24 protein-coding genes and 1 other annotated feature are annotated in these 21984 nt (G+C 50.5%); of the genes, 11 read left to right on the forward strand and 13 right to left on the reverse strand.

Annotation, left to right across the window (positions count from 1 at the left end; translation table 11 throughout):
- Positions 1-232 precede the first annotated feature (232 nt).
- Positions 233-694 (forward strand): SRPBCC family protein, encoded by a 462-nt coding sequence (locus M1D70_RS26900; protein WP_009592856.1) that lies wholly within the window; start codon positions 233-235, stop codon positions 692-694.
- A gap of 56 nt (positions 695-750) precedes the next feature.
- On the opposite strand, the gene M1D70_RS26905 is transcribed toward M1D70_RS26900, so the two are convergent.
- The 3 genes from M1D70_RS26905 to M1D70_RS26915 form a co-directional block, all read right to left on the reverse strand.
- The gene (locus M1D70_RS26905) at positions 751-2805 is read right to left on the reverse strand and encodes a peptidoglycan D,D-transpeptidase FtsI family protein (protein ID WP_456288433.1); all 2055 of its coding nucleotides are present in this window, start codon (positions 2803-2805) and stop codon (positions 751-753) included.
- Between the two features lie 135 nt (positions 2806-2940).
- Positions 2941-4089, reverse strand: a complete 1149-nt coding sequence (locus tag M1D70_RS26910; RefSeq protein ID WP_456288434.1) for a transglutaminase domain-containing protein — start codon at positions 4087-4089, stop codon at positions 2941-2943.
- A gap of 105 nt (positions 4090-4194) precedes the next feature.
- Positions 4195-4641: a hypothetical protein gene (locus M1D70_RS26915; protein ID WP_009592905.1), complete on the reverse strand. Its 447-nt coding sequence runs from the start codon at positions 4639-4641 to the stop codon at positions 4195-4197.
- A gap of 182 nt (positions 4642-4823) precedes the next feature.
- Between M1D70_RS26915 and M1D70_RS26920 the strand changes: the two genes are divergently transcribed.
- Positions 4824-5996: an MFS transporter gene (locus M1D70_RS26920; protein ID WP_456288435.1), complete on the forward strand. Its 1173-nt coding sequence runs from the start codon at positions 4824-4826 to the stop codon at positions 5994-5996.
- Between the two features lie 413 nt (positions 5997-6409).
- Entirely contained in the window at positions 6410-6757 is a 348-nt protein-coding gene (locus M1D70_RS26925) for a toprim domain-containing protein (protein WP_009592860.1), read from the forward strand.
- A gap of 123 nt (positions 6758-6880) precedes the next feature.
- On the opposite strand, the gene M1D70_RS26930 is transcribed toward M1D70_RS26925, so the two are convergent.
- From M1D70_RS26930 to M1D70_RS26940, 3 genes are all read right to left on the reverse strand, one after another.
- Positions 6881-7498, reverse strand: a complete 618-nt coding sequence (locus M1D70_RS26930) for an SCO family protein (RefSeq protein ID WP_009592915.1) — start codon at positions 7496-7498, stop codon at positions 6881-6883.
- Between the two features lie 80 nt (positions 7499-7578).
- The gene (cyoE, locus tag M1D70_RS26935; protein WP_009592896.1) at positions 7579-8517 is read right to left on the reverse strand and encodes a heme o synthase; all 939 of its coding nucleotides are present in this window, start codon (positions 8515-8517) and stop codon (positions 7579-7581) included.
- A gap of 284 nt (positions 8518-8801) precedes the next feature.
- Positions 8802-9020 (reverse strand): alpha/beta-type small acid-soluble spore protein, encoded by a 219-nt coding sequence (locus M1D70_RS26940; protein WP_009592890.1) that lies wholly within the window; start codon positions 9018-9020, stop codon positions 8802-8804.
- A gap of 122 nt (positions 9021-9142) precedes the next feature.
- Here M1D70_RS26940 and M1D70_RS26945 point away from each other — a divergent pair, with 122 nt between their 5' ends.
- On the forward strand, positions 9143-9310 hold the full coding sequence (locus M1D70_RS26945; protein WP_009592873.1) for a hypothetical protein: 168 nt from the start codon (positions 9143-9145) through the stop codon (positions 9308-9310).
- 11 nt (positions 9311-9321) lie between these two features.
- Here M1D70_RS26945 and trpS read toward each other — a convergent pair whose 3' ends face one another.
- Positions 9322-10308 carry a tryptophan--tRNA ligase gene (gene trpS, locus M1D70_RS26950; RefSeq protein ID WP_433941425.1) on the reverse strand — a complete coding sequence of 329 codons (987 nt, stop codon included), beginning with the start codon at positions 10306-10308 and terminating at the stop codon, positions 9322-9324.
- A gap of 90 nt (positions 10309-10398) precedes the next feature.
- Positions 10399-10640, reverse strand: a binding site (T-box leader).
- A 178-nt stretch (positions 10641-10818) separates the two neighbouring features.
- On the opposite strand from trpS, the gene M1D70_RS26955 reads away from it, so the two are divergent.
- Both M1D70_RS26955 and M1D70_RS26960 read left to right on the forward strand, forming a co-directional pair.
- The gene (locus tag M1D70_RS26955; RefSeq protein WP_009591434.1) at positions 10819-11808 is read left to right on the forward strand and encodes an aldose 1-epimerase; all 990 of its coding nucleotides are present in this window, start codon (positions 10819-10821) and stop codon (positions 11806-11808) included.
- Between the two features lie 208 nt (positions 11809-12016).
- The gene (locus M1D70_RS26960) at positions 12017-12238 is read left to right on the forward strand and encodes an alpha/beta-type small acid-soluble spore protein (protein WP_006212633.1); all 222 of its coding nucleotides are present in this window, start codon (positions 12017-12019) and stop codon (positions 12236-12238) included.
- 93 nt (positions 12239-12331) lie between these two features.
- Here M1D70_RS26960 and M1D70_RS26965 read toward each other — a convergent pair whose 3' ends face one another.
- Both M1D70_RS26965 and M1D70_RS26970 read right to left on the reverse strand, forming a co-directional pair.
- Positions 12332-12736, reverse strand: a complete 405-nt coding sequence (locus tag M1D70_RS26965; RefSeq protein ID WP_009591435.1) for a hypothetical protein — start codon at positions 12734-12736, stop codon at positions 12332-12334.
- Positions 12737-13029: 293 nt separating this feature from the next.
- Positions 13030-14823, reverse strand: coding sequence for a M3 family oligoendopeptidase (locus M1D70_RS26970; protein ID WP_009591429.1), 1794 nt, complete (start codon positions 14821-14823; stop codon positions 13030-13032).
- A 146-nt stretch (positions 14824-14969) separates the two neighbouring features.
- Here M1D70_RS26970 and M1D70_RS26975 point away from each other — a divergent pair, with 146 nt between their 5' ends.
- Together M1D70_RS26975 and M1D70_RS26980 are read left to right on the forward strand one after the other, a co-directional pair.
- Positions 14970-15155 (forward strand): YycC family protein, encoded by a 186-nt coding sequence (locus M1D70_RS26975; RefSeq protein ID WP_009591437.1) that lies wholly within the window; start codon positions 14970-14972, stop codon positions 15153-15155.
- Positions 15152-15382 (forward strand): hypothetical protein, encoded by a 231-nt coding sequence (locus M1D70_RS26980; protein WP_009591425.1) that lies wholly within the window; start codon positions 15152-15154, stop codon positions 15380-15382. The genes M1D70_RS26975 and M1D70_RS26980 overlap by 4 nt, the downstream gene beginning before the upstream one ends.
- 78 nt (positions 15383-15460) lie before the next feature.
- Here M1D70_RS26980 and M1D70_RS26985 read toward each other — a convergent pair whose 3' ends face one another.
- Both M1D70_RS26985 and M1D70_RS26990 read right to left on the reverse strand, forming a co-directional pair.
- Positions 15461-16156 (reverse strand): DUF2225 domain-containing protein, encoded by a 696-nt coding sequence (locus tag M1D70_RS26985; RefSeq protein WP_175320756.1) that lies wholly within the window; start codon positions 16154-16156, stop codon positions 15461-15463.
- 57 nt (positions 16157-16213) lie between these two features.
- The gene (locus M1D70_RS26990; RefSeq protein WP_036671870.1) at positions 16214-16591 is read right to left on the reverse strand and encodes a globin domain-containing protein; all 378 of its coding nucleotides are present in this window, start codon (positions 16589-16591) and stop codon (positions 16214-16216) included.
- 405 nt (positions 16592-16996) lie between these two features.
- Between M1D70_RS26990 and ylbJ the strand changes: the two genes are divergently transcribed.
- On the forward strand, positions 16997-18214 hold the full coding sequence (gene ylbJ, locus M1D70_RS26995) for a sporulation integral membrane protein YlbJ (RefSeq protein ID WP_456288436.1): 1218 nt from the start codon (positions 16997-16999) through the stop codon (positions 18212-18214).
- A 76-nt stretch (positions 18215-18290) separates the two neighbouring features.
- The gene (locus tag M1D70_RS27000; protein ID WP_009591431.1) at positions 18291-19094 is read left to right on the forward strand and encodes an NAD kinase; all 804 of its coding nucleotides are present in this window, start codon (positions 18291-18293) and stop codon (positions 19092-19094) included.
- Positions 19095-19215: 121 nt separating this feature from the next.
- Here M1D70_RS27000 and M1D70_RS27005 read toward each other — a convergent pair whose 3' ends face one another.
- Both M1D70_RS27005 and lipA read right to left on the reverse strand, forming a co-directional pair.
- Complete coding sequence (locus M1D70_RS27005) at positions 19216-19755, reverse strand: YutD family protein (RefSeq protein ID WP_009591406.1); 540 nt, start codon at positions 19753-19755, stop codon at positions 19216-19218.
- Positions 19756-19783: 28 nt separating this feature from the next.
- Positions 19784-20677: a lipoyl synthase gene (gene lipA, locus M1D70_RS27010; protein ID WP_009591422.1), complete on the reverse strand. Its 894-nt coding sequence runs from the start codon at positions 20675-20677 to the stop codon at positions 19784-19786.
- A gap of 257 nt (positions 20678-20934) precedes the next feature.
- Between lipA and M1D70_RS27015 the strand changes: the two genes are divergently transcribed.
- A complete protein-coding gene (locus tag M1D70_RS27015) occupies positions 20935-21981 on the forward strand; it encodes a M23 family metallopeptidase (RefSeq protein WP_009591436.1) in 1047 nt (348 codons plus the stop codon).
- Positions 21982-21984 lie beyond the last annotated feature (3 nt).

Raw genomic sequence — 21984 nt, forward strand, 5'->3', positions numbered from 1 at the left:
AACATAACGACATTTTACCACAAAAGGCCGGGCGTCAAAACATTCCCCTGAATGAGCAGTCCCTCGATGCATGCCAAACCAGGTAAAACCCGGCCTGACGCAAGATTTCCTCGAGGGTGCTCAAACAAACGACAAGACCCTTGAAATAAATAAGCAATGTAAAAGAAAGAATACTCGTTACGGTATGCTAGGATAAATACGAAGACAAACCCGAAAGGAGTTATGCACCCCAATGACCAAGCTCAATGAGAATCCCGTCGTCACGGCAGAGATGTTGATTCGAAGACCCGTTTCAGAAGTTTTCGAGGCTTTCATCGACCCTGATATCACAACCAAGTTCTGGTTTACCAAAAGCAGCGGCAGACTTGAGAAGGGCCGGCATATCCGCTGGGATTGGGAAATGTATGGCGTGTTTGATGACTTGTATGTGCACGATATCGAGGAGAACCGCCGCATCGCCATCGAATCTTCCGATCAGACCAGGACCGAGTGGATATTCACCACGCGGGGCGAACATGAGACCTTCGTTACCATTACCCATTCCGGATTTACAGGAAGTGATGATGAGATATTGCATGGGGCCATTGATTCCATGGGAGGATACACCATGGTGCTCTGCGGCCTCAAAGCGCTGCTGGAGTTTGGCGTTGTTCTGAATCTCGTGGCGGACAAGGCCCCGGACGCCCATGTATGACAAAAAAACGGCAGCCAACCCTGCAGGGGTATTGGCTGCCGTTTTGCTGTTGTCGATTATTCGTTCGCACTGCCGTACTCATTCTCACCCTCGGTTTTTTTAGGGTGAGGCGTACCGTCCAGTCCGTAAATCTCGTCATACGCATCGAAAATTTTACGGGCAACCGGCGCGGCACTCTGGGAACCGAAGCCTGCTTCCGGAATGACTACGGCAACGGCCAGTTTCGGGTTTTGTCGCGGTGCAAAAGCGATGAACACCCCGTTTTCCACCCGGATCCGAGTGCCGTTTTTATAAATATCCTGCTCGGATGTTCCTGTTTTCCGCGCAAAATCATATTTGAAATCCTCGAAAGCCCGAAGTCCCTGCGTATTCATCCCTGAAATGACTTCATTCCAGTACTGCTGCGGAAATTCCTCTTTATTCAATACTTCCCGCTTGAATTCCTTGATCACATTGCCGTCCTGATCCACAATCTTGCTCGCAAGCTGCGGACGAATGCGTTCTCCCCGATTGGCAAGCGTGCTGGCATACTGTGCCAATTGGAGCGTCGTATATTTGCCCGACTGTCCGAAGGAGGCGTATGCCATGGCAGCCAGATAACTTCCCGCCTGCTCGATATTGGTATATTCGATGATGCCTTTATGCTCTTTCGGCAGACCGGATTCGGTGGATACCCCAAGCCCGAATTTCTTCATGTATCTGTCCCATACTTCAACGGATTCGGAGCCGTACTTGTTGTACAGCTTTTCCCCGATCCAATCGACCATAAAGGCATTGGAGGAGTGCTCGATCGCTTTTCTTGCGTTCAGGGACCCGTAGGCTTTGCCGCCGGAGTTCCGAACCCTCGTATTATCCTTACCGAAGAATGCCGCGCCGCCGTCATAATAGTAATCGTTCGGCCCGAACAAGTTTTCGTTAAGCCCGATCAGCACCGACAAAGGTTTCATCGTGGAGCCAAGCAGCACGACCGATTCCAGATTGTTGCCGGAGCGCCCGGAACTGTACGGAGAGATCGTACCGTTGCCGTAATACTTCATGACGGATTCCCAATCGTCGGTTCCATTCTCCCATACATTGGGGTCATAGTCCGGCATGCTGGCCATGGCGACGATGTTGCCGGTATCCACTTCCATCGCTACCGCATAACCCGTTAGCGCATTCGGATGCGTTTTGCCGGAAACCGGATTGGCGTGCAGCCATTTCAGCTGATCGATGATCGCCTGCTGCGTCGCTTTTTGGATATCCTTATGAATCGTCGTATGGATGTTGTAACCCTTCTCCGGGGCAATCATGGTCGGTACCCCGTCCGCCATGTTCTGCGGATTAATCGGAATGCCGATATATCCGTTCTTGCCGCGCAGCTCATCCTGGAACATCATTTCGAGTCCGTCTACGCCGACCTTCTCCTGCTCCGTGTAGATGAGTCCCGGATCCTTTTGCTTCTTGTTCTGCTCATCAATTTCTTTATATTTATCCAGTGTCTTGATGCCGCGGAACTCTTTCAAATAACCAATCGTTTGAACGGCGATTTTGTCCGGGTTGTATTGACGCTGGCTCTCTTCCACGACCTCGACTCCGGGATACTCGTTCTTATGCTCCATAAAGTAAGCCACTTCTTTAGTCGAGAGATCCGCTTTGATGCGTCTCGGCTCATAACCAGGCTGCTTGTTAAATTCCAGGTCCATCGCTTTGATTACATCATCCACCGTTAATTTCTCTGCTTTCGGATCACCGTATTGATCGAAGACCCTGACCATTTCCTCGGCCAGCTTTTCGATTTCCGGACGGTTCTTCTTCCCTCGTTCGGATGAACTGTAATCCTTTAACAGCGTTAAATACAGGGCTTGGGAGGGTGTCGAGTAGGCAATCGGCGTTCCGGAAGCATCGATGATGCTGCCCCGAATCGGCTGAAGCGGGAAATTTTTAACCTGTCCGCCGGTTTCGAGCTCTTTCAGCTCAGGGCCTTCCACGAACTGCAGTATGGCAAGACGTATAATAATGACACAGAATATAATAAACGTGCTGAAAAAAAATAGATTAACCCGCAAGTTAAACTGACTGCCGGCATCTCGTTCTTCTTGTTTGCGCTTGTCCGGCCTAAACCCTTTCACGTAAGCTTCTCCCCTTTATCCACAATCACATAAACCCATATTAACATAAACGCCCCCCCACTTCATCTGAAGGCCCATCGGATAGGCAAGGGCGGACTTCCCTGCTAGAAAGCCGCCCCTGCCTGTATCACTCTATTAAAATACCTGCTCTTTAATATGCGTCTCGTTGAAGCGCGGCGGATTAAACCAGTTGCCGCTCTGTGCCCAGGTCGGGTCAAGAGGTATCCAGCGCTTCTCTTCGCTCAAGTAGACTTCATTCCATGCGTGCGGACCATAACCGCCCTGTCCGTTATATCCCCTGCCGGTAACCACTCTGACCTTAAGATCCTGGGACCTCGCCATCATGGCATACAACCGGGCGTAATCAATGCATACCCCTAACCTCGTATCGTAGGTATCCTGCGGCGTCTGCTCTTTCCATATGCGCTGCTCTTCATACAGCGTCACTTTGTCGTGGTCATATGCGATCCGGCTGCCTACCCAATCATAGAGCTTTCGCGCTTTCTCTTCATCGGTTGACGCCCCCTTCACGACATGGAGAGCCGTCTGCTCGATGCCCTCGGGGATTTGATGGTCGATGACCTCGTACTTCCGCTGAATGATCCCATTCAATTCTTCCTGAACCGACTGGGTAAACACCGGCAGCTTTTCCTTGACGAGAGAACCCGACAAAGGCTCGATCACAGCCCGCGCCCCCTGCTGATAAACCGGAGAAGCCTCGACATACCGGCTGAAGCCGTGATCAGGATTCAGACTGACGAAAATGAATAAGATAGCAATTACAATAATGCTCCGGGCTGCACCCATGATGACGCCGATTCCGGCACCGGTCAGCCGGCTCAGCAGCGATGCCGAGGTTTCTTTTTTCGTTCCGAAGAGTCCCAGCCCGCCTCCCATGATAAGGGAAACCAGCAGCCGCAGCATAAACACGATAGCGGCATAACTCAGCATAAACAGGACCGCAAATCGAAGCAGCGGGAAATCCGCCAGCGATTTTACGGCCGTATAATAAATCTGCTCCCAGAAGCGCAGCTCCCGATTCGGTAAACCGGAGACCGTGCCCAGCCAATCGCCTGCCTTAGGCGACAGCCATAATGTAAAAGGAACGGAGATCGCAAGCCCGACCAGGCGAAGCACCGCGTCCCCCAGAAAAAAAACAAGCTTCCCGGCTGAGCGGGAGGCTCCGCGACTCCATCCCTGAATGAGTGAAAAAGCCACAATCAGCAGCAGCAAGATGGTGATTCCGTTCCCATCCAGCACACTTTCCTTCCATGCCGACATCAAACGGTATCCCCTCCTATCCCATGATGTCTTGTCAACGGACGTAAGCTTAACCGCTCATGAACATGCTGCCAGCTTACATCCGCATCCGATTGCGTTCGTCATTTGTTATTTCGATGCCGAATTGCTCTTGGCATCATCGATAAAGCTCTGAATCGTATCGTTGATGTCCCACTTCCCTACCGAAACACCGCGGAAGGTGACTTCCACTTCTTTCGAACCGGCGCTTCCTTTCAGCTCGAGATTGGGCGCTTTAATGGAGTACGTGCCGTCTCCATTCGAAGTATATTGTGCTTCCTTCGCTTCCTTCATCATCATGTTCAGCGCTTCTTTTTTTATCGTATCCACCGTCTCTTCCTTGACCGTGGTTACAACCTCGCCGATTTTGTCGAGGGAAATTCCGCTGTACACCAGCAATCCCCCGATGATGAGCACGGCAAGTGCCCACTTAATGACGGTTCTCACCACATTCAGCACGATAAACAAGATGATTAAGGCGATGGCGATGACCAGCCAATTTTGTTTAAGAAATTCAATCCAGACCTGAGTATCCAATTCGTTTTCACTCCCGTCAATCGTTTCAAAAGCGGCGGTTTATGGCCGTCTTGTTAATTATACATGATACCCCGCAAAGCTGTCAGCCAACCGGGTCTTTTCACAAAAAGGTCTAAGCTTGACCTTTCGTACGTACAAGTAGTAGTACCATATCAACTTTAGCCGGATAGGAGGGTGCCATATTGAAAACCGCTTTATGGCTCTATATGTTTTTGTTTCTGGCGTTTTTTGATTTGCATGCTCAGTATCCTGTACTGACGCCCTTTGCCATTTCACTTGGAGCAGCCCCTACGTTTATCGGCTGGATGATGGGCATTTATGCTCTAACCCATCTGCCCGGCAACCTGCTTGCGGGCAGTCTGATCGATCGTCACGGCAGCAGACGCTACATTATTTTCAGCCTAACCGCCGCCGGTATCATCCTGCTTCTTCAGGCCCATGTCCAATTGCCCTGGCAGCTGCTCGTGCTCCGCTCGATCAGCGGCTTCGTGCTGGCCTTTCTGTCACCGGCCTGCCTGGCGCTGCTGGCGTCGCTCTCCCGGGATCCCGTTACGCAGGGCAAATATATGTCCGGTCATGGCGTGATCCACACCCTTGCCTCTGTCTTGTCGCCGGCTGCAGGAGCTTTCATCGTCGCCAATGCGGGATTTTCCGGCACATTCCAGAGTCTGGGCTGGCTTTTGATTTTCACAGGCTTGATGGCGTTTTTCAGTCTCCCGAAGCCGATGTCAGCCGCTGCTAAACATAAGGGTCAGCAGGCTGAACCGATCAATAACGAGGAGCCGGCACGGCTTCCGTTTAGCTTGCGCTTATATTTGATTCCTTTTGCGATCGCTTGCTCTCAAGGAATCCTGTTCTTTGAAATACCGCTTCGGGAAAGCGGGCTGGCAAGCATTATGTCCACCGGGCTTCTCTTCTCCGTCATTAGCCTTGGAGCCCTGGTCACGCTAAGCATGCTGTTCCTCAACCGTTATGCGCCTCATATCAGGGTGACCATTGGCGTATTCGGGCTGGCCATATGCTTCTACGCCCTCGCTGCAGCAGACCATGTACCGATTATGATTATCCTGTTTACGCTCGGACTTGCCAAAGGCTTGCTATTCCCGGCTCTATCCTCTTTGTTCATTCAGCTCAGCGGCGGAGGCAGGCTTGGCAAAGTGTTCTCATTTCAGTCCATCGCCATGTCGCTGGGATCCTTTGTCGGCCCGATCGCGGCTGGACAGCTGCGCACGGTGGTATCTCCTTATTTTGTTGCGTTTCTCATGCTGATGACGGTTCTGCTGCTGCTTCCCAAACGCAATCGTGAAGCACCTTTGACAGCCATCTCGCCCGAAACCCCAATCTCAACCGTCTGATGAATTTGTACCATGCTATTAACAGCGCCCAAATCAACGCGGATGGGCCATAACACAGTCCATATGGGTAAACCCACATAAGATACAGTGTGGCAAATGACCACGAACATTTAACCAAGGGGTGAAGTAATCATGAGTCATGTTCATCATAAACATTGCCATGGCGGCCATGGAAATTCCGTAGGAATGATTCTTGTATTGTACATTCTGCTCGTCATCATTCTGAGCTGTTTCTAACTAGAATACATGGATTAATCTTATTGCGGCCATCCATTGGATGGCCGTTTATTATGCCTCCTTTTGCATGATCGGCAGAAAACAAGTTACACTATACCTACATCATTCGACGGCAGATCAACATTTCCCGGGGAATGCTGCCAAGGATCTCCGTATCATGACAGAGGTGAAAAAAGATGCCGATATTTCTCATTGTAGAGGGCAAGAACGACCGGAGTCGGCTGCGTCGGCTGCTGACTTCGGATATAACCATCCTGTGTACTTTCGGAACGTTAAACACCGCCAAGCTTGAGAGCCTGCATAAACAGGTGAAGGATCAAGAGGTGTACCTTTTTATGGATAACGACAGCTCCGGCAAGAAAATTCGCGGGGCTCTGCGCGACGTCTTTCCAGATGCCGAACAAATCTATACCCGCCGGGGATATGCCGGCGTTGAAGGAACTCCCGACGAATACTTGATTGCCCAGCTGGAGAAGGCAGGGCTGGAGGAATTCATCATCTACCCGCCCCCTGACGTATTCTGATGAAACGTGTCTATTGTCAAGGATCACAAGAGCATCTTGAATGGCTACAATTTTCGCTATTTAAAATAAAAAGGCGTCCTCCATCTTTAACGATAGAGCGCGCCTTTTGGTTTTACCTGCAATTTATTCCTTAATCAAAGCCTTGATGTCCTTCACGATATCCTCGGTCTTCACTTCGGATGGATCCGCAGCATTATAGGTCTTCCGGATATTATTGTCCCGGTCCACCAAGGCAATGGAATTGCCATGCGTGAAATTCGTCGAGTTATTGCCCAGCAGCGGAATTTTGAAAGACTCCTGCATCAGCTTCCGCGTTTCCTCCTGGTCTCCACGCAGGAAGTACCAGCCGCTGTAATCGGCATAGAATCGGTCTCCGAACTCCTTAATCTTCTCTTTCGTATCGGTCACCGGATCAAAGGAGATGGACACAAAGTTAACTTCTTTACCGAATAAACCTTCTTTTTTCAAGTCTTCCTGGATCTGAGACAGAACCAGCGTCGTAATCGGGCACACATCCGGGCAGCTGGTGAAATAGAAGTACATAAGCTTCACCTTGCCTTTGGTATCCTCCGACGTGATCGTTTTCCCATCTACATTCTCCATGGAATAGGCAGCAACCTCACGAACGATCGGAAACTTCTCCTTTCCGAATCCAAGCGAGTTGTATACCAGGTAGATGGCTGCTATTACGCATACAGCGAGCAGTACCCAAGTCCATTTGTAACGTTTGAATGCATTCATGACCTTCCCCGTTCTCCCTTCGTCTCAGGCAATCCCTGTTCTATCAGGTTTTAGTGTATCGCTAAAAGCCCAGCCACCTGTTAAAAGGTGGTATTGAGTATGAGAACGATCAGGCTCAAGGTCAAGTAGTTGATGGAGATAATGAATACTTTTTTGGACCAAGCTTCATCGTCCTTGGCACGGAAACCTTGGAGTGCGGCGTAGAGCCACCAAATAGCCAGAAGGAGTCCGATGACCAGAAAGAATATACCGGCATATCCGTATGCGTACATCAGGATGGGAATCGGTATGAGAAGCACCAGGTAAGGAATCATCTGATACTTCGTGCGTTTAATTCCTTTGACAACCGGCAGCAAAGGGAATCCCGCTGCACGGTATTCTTCCACCCGGCGAATGCCCAGCGCCCAGAAATGCGGCGGCTGCCAGAGAAACAGCAGAGCGAAGAGCAGGACGGCTGCCATATCCACGCTTCCGGTCACGGCCACATAGCCGATTACCGGAGGCATGGCACCAGAGATCGCTCCGACCGACGTGCTCCATGTAGAAGAACGTTTAAGCCAGAGAGTGTACACCACAACGTAAACGAACATTCCGACGGCTCCGAATAGGCCTGCCAGCACCCCTGAGAACAGGAACAGGACGGCTAGTCCCACGACCCCCAGAATGACGGCATACCAAAGAACAACCTTGGGTGTCAAACGCCCGGTTGGAAGGGAGCGATTCCGGGTACGCTCCATCTTCATGTCGAGCTCCCGGTCGAAATAGTTATTGAAAACACAGGACGAAGCCATGACAAGCACAGTTCCGAGAAGTGTCATAATCATCAATCCAAATTGGATATCCCAACGCGATGCCAGCCAAAATCCGGCAAAAGCCGCTATCAAATTTGACCGGATGATTCCGGGTTTCGTCACCGTGATAAAATCTTTCCAAGTCCCCGCCTTATCGGGAGGTGCAGGCGCTGCCGAGGCCAGTGCTGCGGATTCTGAAGGAGCCTGGTATCTCAAGTGATTATCCACGTGTTAACGTTCCTCCTTGTATCTGTCGTTATGGAGGAAGTACTGCCTCCGCTATAAAGTTTATCATATCATTAGTAAAAAGTGTTTAGCAATCCTTCGGAATTCATTCCATCTATATGACAATTCAGTGACATTTGGAAGGGATATCACCTTGACGTTTCGCCGTTGTTTAAGGCACAATTTGTCTATGTAGCAGGATGCCTGTCGGGCCCCTGATATGAATACAAAGCCCGGAGCGCTGACATAGCGCTCCGGGCTTCCATACTCACGTTATGAGAGAGAGATTACAGCGTGCGGCCAGACCCCGAAAGAGCCTGTTCAGCTTGCTGTACCAAACGTTTAGTAATGTATCCGCCCAGGGATCCTGTTTCACGGGAAGTATAGTTACCATAGTAACCGTCCTGAGGAATCGTTACGCCTAATTCTTGAGCAGCCTCGAGTTTCAAACGTTGTAATGCTGCAGTAGCTTGAGGTACAACCAAATTGTTGCTGCGACTTGCCATATTAAAAATCTCCCTTCACTGAATGTCTGTTATTCCAGTGCAAGCTTGCAAACTTATTATGGCTCCTTCTTGCAACGTTATACGTATTTTTAAAATTTTAATCTTTGGAGGTTTTTTTCATAATGAGTAAAGGCTTATCCCTATGGTTTGCGGTATCTTCCATCGTCCTGTTGACCGCCTCCGCCATATCCATCAGCTACAACGGATTTCTGGCCGTCGGTCTGGCACTGCTCTCCATCCTCAACATAGGCTGGGGATTCATTATTAAATCCAAGCGCAAGCCTTCCTAGAAGACCCTTGTTTATTTAGGAGCCAGAAATCCCATCTTGTCCTTCACGCCATCGAGTATTTGGGCCGCGGTCTTCTGCGCCTGCTCGGCTCCCTTGGCGAGAATGTCATGAATTTCACCGGTTTGGCGAATTTCGTAGTATCTGTTTTGAAGCGGCTCCAGAGCGGCTACTACAACTTCGCCAAGCTCCTTCTTGAATGCCCCGTACATTTTTCCTTCGAAACGAGACTGCACTTCCTGCAAAGACACTCCTGCGCACTCCGAATAGATGCTCATCAGATTGCTCACTTCAGGCTTAGCGGAAGGATCATACACCACTTCGGCTCCGGAGTCGGTTGTAGCCCGGCTGATTTTCTTGCGAATTTGATCCGGCGTATCCAGCATTGCGATATAACTGCCCTCAACCGGATTGCTCTTGCTCATCTTTTTGGAGGCGTCGTCCAGCGACATGATTCGCGCACCGACTTCAGGGATGAACGGTTCCGGAATATTGAAATACGGACCGAACCGATGATTGAAGCGTGCAGCCAAATCGCGCGTGATTTCCAGATGCTGCTTCTGGTCGTCTCCCACCGGCACAAGATTTGCATTATACAGCAAAATGTCTGCGGCCATGAGCGCAGGATAAACGAACAAGCCGGCCCCAACCGAGTCCTTGCCTTCCGATTTGTCCTTGAACTGGGTCATCCGTTCCAGCTCGCCCATATTCACCAGGGTGGTCATGATCCATCCCAGCTCGGCGTGTTGAGGAACATGGGACTGCAAAAAGATATTGGCACGGTTCGGGTCGATTCCGGCGGCAACGTACAGGGCCGCGACCGATTCCGAGCGATCCCGCAGCGAGCTGGGCTCCTGCGGTACCGTTATTGCGTGCAGATCGACCACCATAAAATAACAGTCATGCTCGTTTTGCAGCTTCACAAAATTTTTAATGGCTCCAATGTAGTTGCCGAGCGTTAAATTACCGCTTGGCTGAATTCCCGATAATACGGTTTTCATGACTAGTCCTCCATTTATTTATATTTTCATTTTATCCAAGTCTGCCCCGCCCTGCGTGAGCATATAGGAACGCAAAAAAGCCTCACATCCGCAAGGGACGTGAGACCGTGGTGCCACCCTTATTCGCTGCAAGCATCATCCTACGCAGGCTGCAGCCTTCCATTCTTGTAACGGAGAATACCCGGCCGGCATATTAAGGAATAACAGCATTATCCCGTTCAGCCCGGCACTCGAAGGTCCATTCAGCAAAGCGGATCCGCCGGTTCACATCAACCACCGGCTTTCTGAAGGATGGGCCGCACCTGCTTACTTGTCCTTGTCATCGTGTTTCAATCATAATGGATCACTATTACATGCAATGATAAAACTCTTGCTCCGCCTTGTCAATTCCAATTTGGAATCAAGATGTCCGGGCCTTTTTGAAGCATTTCTTTTACCCTTTCCGCAAAAATCTGTTATGATGTGGTTAATCGTCCAGACCATGATTTCTGTTAGTAAAGGAGCATCGATATGAATCAAGTGACCAAAGGCCAGTGGAATGGTTACGACACCTATATTTTAAACAGCGGCCGTCTTGAAGTGACTCTCCTTCCTCGTCTAGGTAATAACGTCATTGGGATTAAAGACAATGAAAACTCACGCGAAATCCTCCGAAAACCAGATGAAAGCGAGCTTGCATTCTATCTACAGAAGCCTTACCACTTCGGCATTCCGATGCTCATACCGCCAGGCCGGATTTCCAAGGGCCATTTCGAATATGGCGGAACGTCGTATCAATTTGACCAAAATACCGCGAACGACAATCATATCCATGGCCTCCACCGATCACAGGCTTGGTGTGTCAGCGACATAGAGGAGGAGGATGACGGGTGCGCCGTTTCGACCGAGTTCATCTCATCGGATGATCCGAAATGGATTGCCCAATTTCCTGAGCCGCTGAAGCTGGAGATGACCTTCCGTCTTCAGGGGACACGCTTAACGCAGAGCCTTCGCGTAACGAATCTGGGCGCCAGCCCCGTTCCGTTCGGCATGGGTTACCATACGTGGTTCCTGCTGGACGGCGAACCGCATCGCTGGACGCTGGATCTGCCAGTTGAAGGCATTTATACTTTGAATAATGAACTGATCCCGACCGGCGATCTTTCACCTCTCGGCCATTTGGAACAACTGAATTCGGGACTAAACCTGAAGGATGCCGACCTGGATACGATATTAAAGATCCCTGAGGGCAAACCTGCCGAGGCCTTGCTGAAGCGGGACGATGGTTACCAAATTCATTATTCGGCAGACCGTGCCTTCTTCAAGCATTGGGTGCTCTATACCAAAGGTGTTGCCGAGCAGTTCCTCTGCATCGAACCGTACACCTGGCTTCCCAACGCACCCAATTTGAATCTCCCGAACGAAGAAACCGGGCTGATTCATTTGGAACCGGGACAGACCGTGAATCTGACGACCAAGATCAGCATTCAGAATACGTCACCGGAGGCAGAGCAAGGATAAGCCAGTGTCTCCGTTGACACATAACATCCTCATATACTTAACTTTTCAGCAAGAGCAGCCCTTTGAATATCAAAGGGCTGCTCTTATTTGATCTATGAACAATGTGTACGGGTAATTTTACCAGCAGACGATCTGCCTCCTGCACGAATGAGATCCCTATCAATCAGGTCATAATATCCTCATACAACACCAAAGGAGGTGACATGACATGGCTCAAGGTCGTTCTTCTAACAATCTTGTCGTACCTCAAGCAACTGCAGCTCTTCAACAATTGAAGATGGAAGCTGCTCAAGAACTGGGCGTAACGATTCCACAAGACGGTTACTATGGAAACTATACTTCCCGTGAAACCGGTTCTTTGGGAGGTTACATCACCAAACGTCTGGTACAATTGGCTGAGCAGCAATTATCGGGTCGTTCGAACCTGTAATTAGCATCTCTTCCCTCCAGCCGTAAATAGAAAGAGGCGATCTTCTCCCCAAAGATCGCCTCTTTCGTTATATGTTCTATATAATAAATGATTTCAGGATTCCGAAGCAGCTTCGGCATATGTATTACGAGGGTACCGTATCATCAAGTTGGCCATGTTATAGTTGGATTCAAGCACAGCATCCACAACGACGATGCCTTGTCGCACCATAAATTCATAACTGATTTCGCCATGTGTCCAATGGCGTTTATGTTTCAGACTTTCAAGCGCCATCGAACGAAAAGAGAATTGTTGAGCCTCACTTAGCCCCTCCTCTTGCGGAGCTATGATCCCGTTACGCCCAGACAATGGGTTATGCCGTATGCCAAATTTACCAATTACATTGTTTCGTATTTGTACAAAAACCGTCCCCGAGCTTAGACCTCCCAACTCTTCTTCCAGCTCTTTAAACACGATGTCCAGCTGCCTAGCCAGTGATAATTGATCTAGTTTTACCATCCCTTCTCCCCTCCTTTATTAGTAAATCCTCCCTATTATTAGGGCTTATGACTCATTATAGGGGATAGAAATCATTGGATCAACAATATTCAACACATTTGGGTATTTATTACTAAAATTGCACAAATATTTTAGTTTTCCTCTCCTTTATTGCGTCAACTTTCTTTCTTTTACGACAAAAAAAGAAGCCCCGAAGGAGCTTCTTTCGAATATGGGAATAAATCTGCAGTGGAAGATCAAACGCCATAACAGGAACTGCATTTTTACCTGTTTTTTCGATGATAACCAACAATTTATGCTAGATGCTCGGTCATTTGCAAGAACTGCTTAATATCGTTGACGCAGGAGTCCGCCGCGCTTTGCCAGAAGTCACGCTGGGTCAGATCCACATTCAGATGTTTCTTTGCCAGGTTCTCCACGGACATTACGCCTGTGTCTCGAAGCAAAGCATCATATTTGTCCGCAAAGGTCGGACCTTCTTCCAATGCCCGAACATAGAGGCCCGTACTGAACATATAACCGAAGGTATACGGGAAGTTGTAGAACGGGGTGCCCGTGATATAGAAATGAAGCTTGGATGCCCAGAAATGCGGATGGTACGAGGTCAGGGCATCACAGTATGCTTCCTTCTGTGCCTCCACCATCAAATCGGAGATCTCCTCGCTGCTCAGCAGACCGTTCTTCCGCTTGTCATAGAAGCGGGTTTCGAACAAGAAACGTGCATGAATGTTCATAAAGAAGGCCACGCTGTTCTGAATTTTCTCTTCCAACAGAGCCAGCTTCTCCTCTTCGCTGCCTGCCCCCTTCACCATCGCATCAAAAACAATCATCTCGGCGAAGGTGGATGCCGTCTCGGCGACATTCATCGCATACTTTTGGTTAAGCACCGGAATTCCGCCCATCAGATGCTGATGATAGGCATGACCCAGCTCATGAGCCAAGGTCGAAACGTTCGAGGCCGTTCCGCCAAACGTCATGAAAATCCGCGTCTGGCCGCTTGCCGGGAAGGAGGTGCAGAAACCGCCAGGTCGCTTCCCGGGGCGGTCCTCGACCTCAATCCAGCTCTTGTCGAACGCCATCTGCGAAAAATCCGCCAATCTCGGGCTAAACTTACGGAATTGCTCCACGATGTTAACAGCGGCATCGTCATACGAGATCTTGGTTGCCGAAGTACGGAGCGGAGCATCCACATCGGTCCAGGACAACCCGTCCAGACCGAGCAGCTTCGCTTTGCGGTTCAGGTACTCTACAAGCACCGACTTCGTATCCTGAATGACGGCCCACATCGTGTCCAGCGTCTCGCGGCTCATCCGGCCAATCGCCAGCGGTTCTTTCAGGACATCGTCCCAGCCGCGGTTCTCGTACAGTTTCAGGCGGTAGCCGGATAGATGGTTCAAGGTATCCGCGCAGTAATCAGCGGAGTCTCCCCAAGCCTTCTCCCACTTCTCAAACATGGATTGGCGCACTTCCCGGCGTGGATCATGCATTTTATTGAACGCTTGCCCTGCCGACAGCATGACCGTCTCTCCGTCTTCCTCATACGGAATTTGGATTTTCTTCACGATGGTGTCGTAGAACTCTCCCCATCCGTGATAACCGTCTACCCCCAGCGACAGAGCCAGGCTTTCCAGCTCGGGACTCATCTTATCCTTCGCGAGATTGCGGCTTTCGTTCAGTACGAATTCCAGCTCGGACACCTTATCCGTACCGGTCCATGCGGTCCAGAGCTCATCGTTCATTCCCCGAAGCACGTTATCGAACTGGTTCTTCACCGACTGCAGGGCCGCAGACAGCGTAGTTACCCGCCCGGACAATTGAACCGCCTTCTTGTCATTCACGTTCTGTGCGGTCAGGCAGCCAACAAAGGCAGAAACCTCGCGGATCCTTGCATAGGCGCTCTGGAACTGCTCAAGGAAGCGCTCCAGACTGGATGCGCTCTCGATGGTCTCTGGAACAGCCAATGCCTTGACGTCTTGCTGAAGCTTATGTACATCCTGCTCCAAAGCCTCAATAAAGCTCCCGAGCTGCGGCGAGGAGGAGCCTCCTGGAAATATCGATTCCAAATCCCAAGTTTGTTGAAGTGCCATCGAACATTCATCACCTTTCGAGATAAAATATGAATTCAAACGGAATACCATTTGTGTGGACTTAGGGAAAAGTGTATAACTATATATAACTAAAATACTGTTTTCCCTCTTGATCAAACAAATTACTGCTGGAGGAGCTAGAAGCCATGAGACCTTTGCAAATTTCACCGGAGACGGCGGTTACACTGTCCAAGCAGCTGGGCGTTCCGCTGGAACAGCTGATGCATATGCCTCAGCATATATTAATGCAGAAGATTGCCGAGCTTGCCAAGAATGAGGAAGCGAAAGCAGCCCCGAAAGACGATGAGTCCCATTCATCGGAGAACTCATGATTCCTTTTTCGAATACGTGGCCTTATGATGTCGTTGGCAACGACGTATATGTACACAGCTGCCCCTTCTGCGGGACCGACAATGTCTTGCTTCCCATGAAGCCTAAGGAGCTTGTAAGCGTTAGGGAAGGGAAAAAGAAGCTGCTCATCTTCCCCTGCTGTCACAACAAAGTTACCGTGCTGGACAGCGACATCGACTATTTGCTCACGGATCAGCGATTGCGCTGACTCTATCTTAAAGCGAGCCATCGCTGCAAATTGCAAATCAACAGCCTGCTGGCCCACCGTTCAGCGGGCTGTTTGCATTTATGACTCCGCCTGAATCGCCGCGTTCTTCTGCTCCCGGATCTGTTCGGCTATCAGCTTCCACTGCTCTCTGGAGGCTCGGATCATGGCAGCATCCATGATCTTCTCGTCCTGGACCACTCTGGAGAACCACTGGACCGCCTCCTGGAACTGTCCCAGCCTGCGATGAATCTCTCCGATCAGGTACAGCAGACGGGCATCATTCGCCCCTACCCCTTCCAGTTCAAACACCCGGATATAGGATTCCAGGCTGTACCCCAAAAACCGCTTCTCTTGATCCTCGTTGCCCTGATACCGGTACAGCCATGCGATATGGTGCAGCAGGCTGGCCACGATGCGGTCCCGCTCCCCGATCACCTGGGCGCAGAGGAGAGCCAGCTTGTACGACTCCAGGGCATCCTCCAGATTGCGGGGACCGCCCATATCCCTCTTCTCCCAGCGGCATCCAACCTGGTCATAGAAGAGCGTCTTCTGCCGTTCATTCAATTTCAGGGTCGAGTGTTCCGTCGAAGCAAATCCGCATTCGGGACAGACCCGCACCACGTAAAAATCGGGGTTCTCCGATTTGTAATAAGCGCAGAAATCCGTATCCGTACGGAATGCTTTCTTAAAGCTTGGTCTCACCCTGGACGTTAAGTATTCATGATCACAGTGCGCACAAGCCACCTTGATGGAATACAAGGGTTCCAATTTCACGCCATTCGCCATCCCTTCATTCGCGTCTAATTCCTGTCCGTTTCTAGATCTAAGGCACTACGGAGTATTCACGAAATGGTGGGCGGGACCCGAAAGACGCTGCAGCACAAAATCACGTAAATCATCCTCCACGCCGATTTCGATTAAGGCTCCGGCCATGCAGCCAAGCCATTCTTCGGCATGACGGTCGGTTATCGGGAATTTCATGTGCCTGGCCCGCATCATCGGGTGTCCGAACGCTTCCGAGAACAAGGCCGGCCCTCCGAAAAACTGGCTCAAGAACATATATTGCTTCTCCATCACCGGCATGATATCTTCCGGAAACAATGGCGAAAGCAGCTCATTTTGCTGCACTCTCGGATAAAAAGCTTCGACGAGCGATCGTACACCCTCGGCACCCCCGAGGTTATCATAGATGCTTAAGTTCGGATTCATATCCGCTAATTCTCCCATCTGTTTATGATTCGCTTTCGATTGGATGTACCTGTCCATTATAGCAAAAAACAACAAAAAAAGGCGCTAAGCGATGGTTAGCACCTTTTAGAACTTATTAATAACTGCGCCAGTCCTCTTCACTCTGGACGAGAGAAGCACGTATAACATAAACGAAGGCGCATACCAGGATACCTGCGACTATGCTCATGATCATCACTCCATCCAAACATAATACGAAAGATGTGCTTTGATGGTTTTTATTATAGCACAATATCCCCGAAAATAAAGCACAAATGTAACCGCTTTCTCATGTTTTTTATACTGTTTGTCCTATATGCTGCATAGATTTTAAATATCGGACCATATTCTATCATTCACAACGATGCCAGGGGGCGTATTCCTTATATGACCATGAAAAAATTGGGCTGGCTCATGCTCGTGTCGGCTCTGATCAGCGTGATTGTCCTGATGGCTTTGTTTCCCGAAGCGGCGCTCCAATCCGCACTCCGCGGCCTGGCGATATGGTGGGACGTGCTGTTTCCATCCCTGTTCCCGTTCTTTGTCATTTCAGAGGTGCTGTTAGGGTTTGGCGTGGTGCATCTGATCGGCACGCTCCTGGACCCCATGATGCGACCGTTGTTCCGAATTCCGGGTGCAGGAGGGTTCGTGGCCGCGATGGGATATGTTTCAGGTTACCCCGTCGGTGCCAAATTAACCGCCAAGTTGTGGGAGCAAAAAATGGTAAACCGGGAGGAAGGTGAGCGACTTGTTGCCTTTACCACCTCTTCGGATCCTATATTTCTGATTGGAGCGGTATCCATCGGTTTCTTTCACGATCCCAAAATAGGTCTCATTCTGGCCCTCGCCCATTATGGCGGAGGTTTTCTCGTAGGGCTGTTGATGAGATTTCATGGCAAGCGCGAGTCCAATACATCAACCGATTCGCTACGCCTGTCCCAGTCGAAGACAAGCCGGCTTAAATCCGCCTTTCAGGCCATGCATGCAGCGCGGGAGCAGGATGGCCGTGATCTCGGCACGCTGCTAAGACAAGCGATTCAATCATCGCTTCAGCTGATTATCGTTGTCGGCGGTCTTGTGGTTTTCTTCTCCGTGTTTCTTGAACTCTGGACCCGGGCCGGCGTCATGCCCGCGCTAACGGAGGTCATCAGTCTGCTGTTATCCCTCGTTGGCATGCCTGAATCCTTATCCACTGCCATCGTGGGGGGACTGTTTGAAGTGACGCTGGGCGCACGCTATGCCGGGGAGGCAGGTGCCGTTATTCCTCTGCCTTACAAAGCGGCCGCGGCAGCCTTTATCTTGTCTTGGGGCGGCCTGTCCGTTCATGCCCAGATCATCAGCATCCTGAACTCTACCAACCTTAGGTATTTTCCGTTTGTCGTAGCCAGGCTGATCCACGGCGTTATTGCCGCCACCGCCGTGTTGCTGTTGTGGAGAAGCGTCATGGGTTCTTCGATACCGACGCTGGCGGTGCCGTCTGTTTCGGATTCCTCCCTAAACGGGTATACCCATATTATGGCGGCTTTCTGCATCCTGCTCGGTTTCCTGATTGCAGTTGCGTTGTTTATTCAGATCCTTCGAGGACTGCAGCAGAAATTCCGCTAATTCCCAAGGTGAACATTGTGTTCTTCTCCAAGATTGATTATCATCTTTATATAACCTTACAAAGGAGCTTATCAACTTGAGATATTATGTTCTGGACCGCGGTGACCCATTGTCTGTCGAGCTGACCCAGCAGTTTCACAAGCTGGCGGAACAGCGGGGGTTTGTGCTGGATGCAGAATCTCCGGAGATTGTGGTCTCGATCGGTGGAGACGGTACGATGCTGCACGCCTTCCATACGTTTATAGACCGTATTCCCGACCTCGCCTTCGTCGGCGTCCATACGGGCCACTTGGGATTCTATGCTGACTGGAAGGCGGATGAACTGACGGAGCTAATTGATCATATGAGCGGAGAAGGCGAACACGGCAACGTGAAGCCGCGCCTCGTCAAGTATCCCCTGGTTCAACTGGAAATCCATAAGAAATCAGGAACGTCCTCTTACATTGCCTTAAACGAATTTACACTTAAAGGCGTTGACGGTACCGTTGTCGCGCAGATTGACATCAACGACGTGACCTTTGAGATGTTCAGGGGAGACGGCATTTGCGTATCCACGCCGTCCGGCAGCACGGCGTATAACAAGAGTGTCGGCGGGGCGATGGTTCATCCCTCGATCGATGCGCTTCAGATTGCGGAAATCGCCTCGATTAACAACCGGATTTTCCGTACGCTGGGCTCGCCGCTGCTTCTGCCCAAGCATCATCATTGTGATATATTCTCGCGAAAAGAACAGCGTTTGCTGCTTACTATCGACCACGTTAATATCTCGATTGACGACCTCGTATCCGTGCGCTGTCAGGTGGCGGAGCAGCAGGTCAGTTTCGCACGTTATCGGCCGTTTCCGTTCTGGAACCGCGTCCGCGATGCATTCCTTGGTTAATATGAAGAAGACCTCTTTCTTACATTTACCAGGAGGGCCAACGCTTCACGAAGTCTTTCCTTTACCAATATCCGAAAAAAAGAACGGTCTACCTGCCAAAATACAGGTGACCGTTCTTTGTTTATTGCGGCTTCTCTGAAGCCACATGAGGCTCCTTGGAAGGCTTTGCTTCCTTCTCCTTGGGGGCCTTGGCTTCGCGCGGTTCGCGTCTTGAATCCTTGCCTTCGCGCCGCTCGCGCTGGTCCTTGTGCTCCTTGCCCGGTTTTGGGCCCTCTTGGGGTTCCTTGCCCCCCTGTGCTTCCCCCTCAGCCCGGTTATCCTTAGGGGATGTTTCTCGAACCTCTACAGGCTCTTTCGTATTGGAGGCATGCTCTTTCGTTTCCTTCTGCTCCTTCGTTTTCTGAAGCACAAAGTGAGCACAGCCAAAATTGCAATATTCGTTAATGTAATCGGACATGCTGGAAAAGGTTGAATCCTTGGCAGCCTTGGGATGATTGTCCCGATAGAAGCCTTTAAGCCGAAGCTGATTATAACCCCAGTCTCCCACGATGTAATCATAGCGGTCCAGCACCTCGCTGTACCGCTCCCGGAAAGCTTCCAGATTCCAGCCGTTTCGATGGTCCTTTAACACTTCATAGCTTTTGTTTCCGATAACGATCATTGAAAGCTTCCCCTGCCTTTCCAATAGGTTAAGACTGCACCGTCTCTTCCTTGTTGCGTTCCGCAGATTTCACTTGCTCGTGTGCATGATAGGAACTGCGCACAAGTGGGCCGGATTCCACGTGGCTGAATCCGCGCTTCATTCCTTCTTCCTTCAAGATCGCAAACTCTTCCGGCGTGTAGTATTTTTCAACATTCAGATGTTTCGGCGAAGGCTGCAGGTATTGGCCGATCGTCATGATATCGCATCCCACCGAACGCAAGTCGTCCATCGCCTCCAGAATTTCATGCCATTGTTCCCCGACGCCCAGCATGATGCTGGATTTGGTCGGAATGTCAGGCTGCATCGCCTTGGCATTCTTCAGCAGCTGCAATGAGCGGGAATACTTGGCTTTGGCACGTACGCGATCAGACATACGCTCCACCGTCTCAATGTTGTGGTTCAGAATATCCGGCTTTACGTCCATCACGATTTTCAGCGATTCTTCGTCTCCCATAAAATCCGGGATCAGCACTTCCACCGAGCACAGCGGCAGGCGTCGGCGAATGGCTTTGACGGTTTCGGCGAATATGTAGGCACCGCCATCCTTCAGATCATCCCGTGCAACGCTTGTTACCACGCAGTGACGCAAATTCATTTGCTCGGCCGCCTCCGCTACCCGTTCCGGTTCCTGCAGGTCCAGCTCCGTTGGAAGCCCCGTATTCACGGCGCAGAATCGGCAAGCGCGGGTACAAATGTCACCCAGAATCATGAAGGTTGCCGTACGGTTAGCCCAGCATTCGTAAATATTTGGACAGCGAGCCTCTTCACACACCGTATGAAGTGTTTTGGATCGCATCATGCTTTTGATTTCTTTATAATTATCGCCAGTAGTCAGCTTGATTCGAATCCAGTCAGGTTTTGGCTGTTTGGTTTTAGACAAAGAAAAAACCTTCTTTCGAATGTAATGATGTAACTCAAGACATACCCCATCGTTTGCTGTCCCATATTATATCATGAAAACCATCATATTACTTGTTTCGCATCGATATGAGATTAATCTAGTTGCGGCATGGATAAAAATCCTTGTTTCGATTCACCCTACAGGTAGGCATGACTGTCCGTCCTTAATTACGACTATCGAAAAAAGGAGGAGAAGGACAATTGAGGATTTTACAACCATTGCGAGCAAGGTGCATCATGTATCGGTCCACGGCTGCAGTCGTGGCTGCCTTGATGGCTGCCTGCTGCATGTGCGGGCCTGCGTCCGCATCCGCCTCCATGGCGGTCAGCGCGGCTGACGATGCGACTAAATCAACGGACGCTGCAGCGAATTTTGCAGACCGGAAGTCTTTATACGATCAGGTTTCCACCGTTACCCAAATTCCTTGGCACCGCCTGGCGGCCATTGACCAGTATGAACGAACGCTGACCCGGGTTCATCCCAAGGATCGAAAGCATCCGGACCGCACCCTCGGTATCTTTATCCCTTCCACCCGATGGGCCGGCCCGTTGAATCCCAATCAGGAAGACGTGAATCCTATGTCGATCAGCGTGTTCTCCGGGATCGGGCTCGATGGGGACGGGGATGGCAAGGCAGACCCCAATAATGATATCGACCTGCTCTACACGGTTGCGACAAGACTTTCCCCTTATGGGCATGCCGCTGATGATTTCAGCATCGGCCTATGGTCATACTACCAGAACACGCGGGCCGTACAGCGCATCATGCAGTATGCCAAACTGTACGAGACCTTCGGGAAGCTGGACCTGTTCGACCATGCGTTTCCCCTTCCCGTCAAGAGCAACTATTCCTACCGAAGCACCTTTGGCATGGGGCGCAACTGGGGAGGTAAAAGGGTTCACGAAGGAACGGATTTGTTTGCTTCATACGGAGTCCCCGTTCGAAGCACCTGTTACGGCGTCGTCGAAATTAAAGGCTGGAATAAATACGGCGGCTGGCGCATCGGCATCCGTGATTTGAACAATCATTACCATTATTACGCCCATCTGCAGGGCTTTGATAAAGGGATTTCGCTCGGGGATGTCGTTACGCCGGGTCAAACCCTCGGCTGGGTCGGCAGTTCGGGCTACGGCAAGCCCGGAACCCAGGGCAAATTCCCGCCGCACCTGCATTACGGCATCTACCGGGACACCGGATTGACCGAATGGGCTTTCGATCCTTACCCGCTGCTGAAGCACTGGGAACTGGAAGAAAAACGCTCGAAGAAAAAAACGCGCTCCTGAATT

The sequence above is a fragment of the Paenibacillus sp. AK002 genome, from assembly GCF_053903045.1.

What these genes read in the sequence shown, in the direction of transcription:
- M1D70_RS26990 (WP_036671870.1), bottom strand. Translation starts at nt 16,591, where the DNA reads ATGAATCCGAACTTAAGCATCTATGATAACCTCGGGGGTGCCGAGGGT.
- M1D70_RS26980 (WP_009591425.1), top strand. Translation starts at nt 15,152, where the DNA reads ATGATTCCTTTTTCGAATACGTGGCCTTATGATGTCGTTGGCAACGAC.
- M1D70_RS27015 (WP_009591436.1), top strand. Translation starts at nt 20,935, where the DNA reads ATGTATCGGTCCACGGCTGCAGTCGTGGCTGCCTTGATGGCTGCCTGC.
- M1D70_RS26975 (WP_009591437.1), top strand. Translation starts at nt 14,970, where the DNA reads ATGAGACCTTTGCAAATTTCACCGGAGACGGCGGTTACACTGTCCAAG.
- M1D70_RS26940 (WP_009592890.1), bottom strand. Translation starts at nt 9,020, where the DNA reads ATGGCAAGTCGCAGCAACAATTTGGTTGTACCTCAAGCTACTGCAGCA.
- M1D70_RS26970 (WP_009591429.1), bottom strand. Translation starts at nt 14,823, where the DNA reads ATGGCACTTCAACAAACTTGGGATTTGGAATCGATATTTCCAGGAGGC.
- ylbJ (WP_456288436.1), top strand. Translation starts at nt 16,997, where the DNA reads ATGACCATGAAAAAATTGGGCTGGCTCATGCTCGTGTCGGCTCTGATC.
- M1D70_RS26960 (WP_006212633.1), top strand. Translation starts at nt 12,017, where the DNA reads ATGGCTCAAGGTCGTTCTTCTAACAATCTTGTCGTACCTCAAGCAACT.
- M1D70_RS26955 (WP_009591434.1), top strand. Translation starts at nt 10,819, where the DNA reads ATGAATCAAGTGACCAAAGGCCAGTGGAATGGTTACGACACCTATATT.
- M1D70_RS26930 (WP_009592915.1), bottom strand. Translation starts at nt 7,498, where the DNA reads ATGAATGCATTCAAACGTTACAAATGGACTTGGGTACTGCTCGCTGTA.
- trpS (WP_433941425.1), bottom strand. Translation starts at nt 10,308, where the DNA reads ATGAAAACCGTATTATCGGGAATTCAGCCAAGCGGTAATTTAACGCTC.
- M1D70_RS27005 (WP_009591406.1), bottom strand. Translation starts at nt 19,755, where the DNA reads ATGATCGTTATCGGAAACAAAAGCTATGAAGTGTTAAAGGACCATCGA.
- M1D70_RS26965 (WP_009591435.1), bottom strand. Translation starts at nt 12,736, where the DNA reads ATGGTAAAACTAGATCAATTATCACTGGCTAGGCAGCTGGACATCGTG.
- M1D70_RS26900 (WP_009592856.1), top strand. Translation starts at nt 233, where the DNA reads ATGACCAAGCTCAATGAGAATCCCGTCGTCACGGCAGAGATGTTGATT.
- M1D70_RS26945 (WP_009592873.1), top strand. Translation starts at nt 9,143, where the DNA reads ATGAGTAAAGGCTTATCCCTATGGTTTGCGGTATCTTCCATCGTCCTG.
- M1D70_RS26925 (WP_009592860.1), top strand. Translation starts at nt 6,410, where the DNA reads ATGCCGATATTTCTCATTGTAGAGGGCAAGAACGACCGGAGTCGGCTG.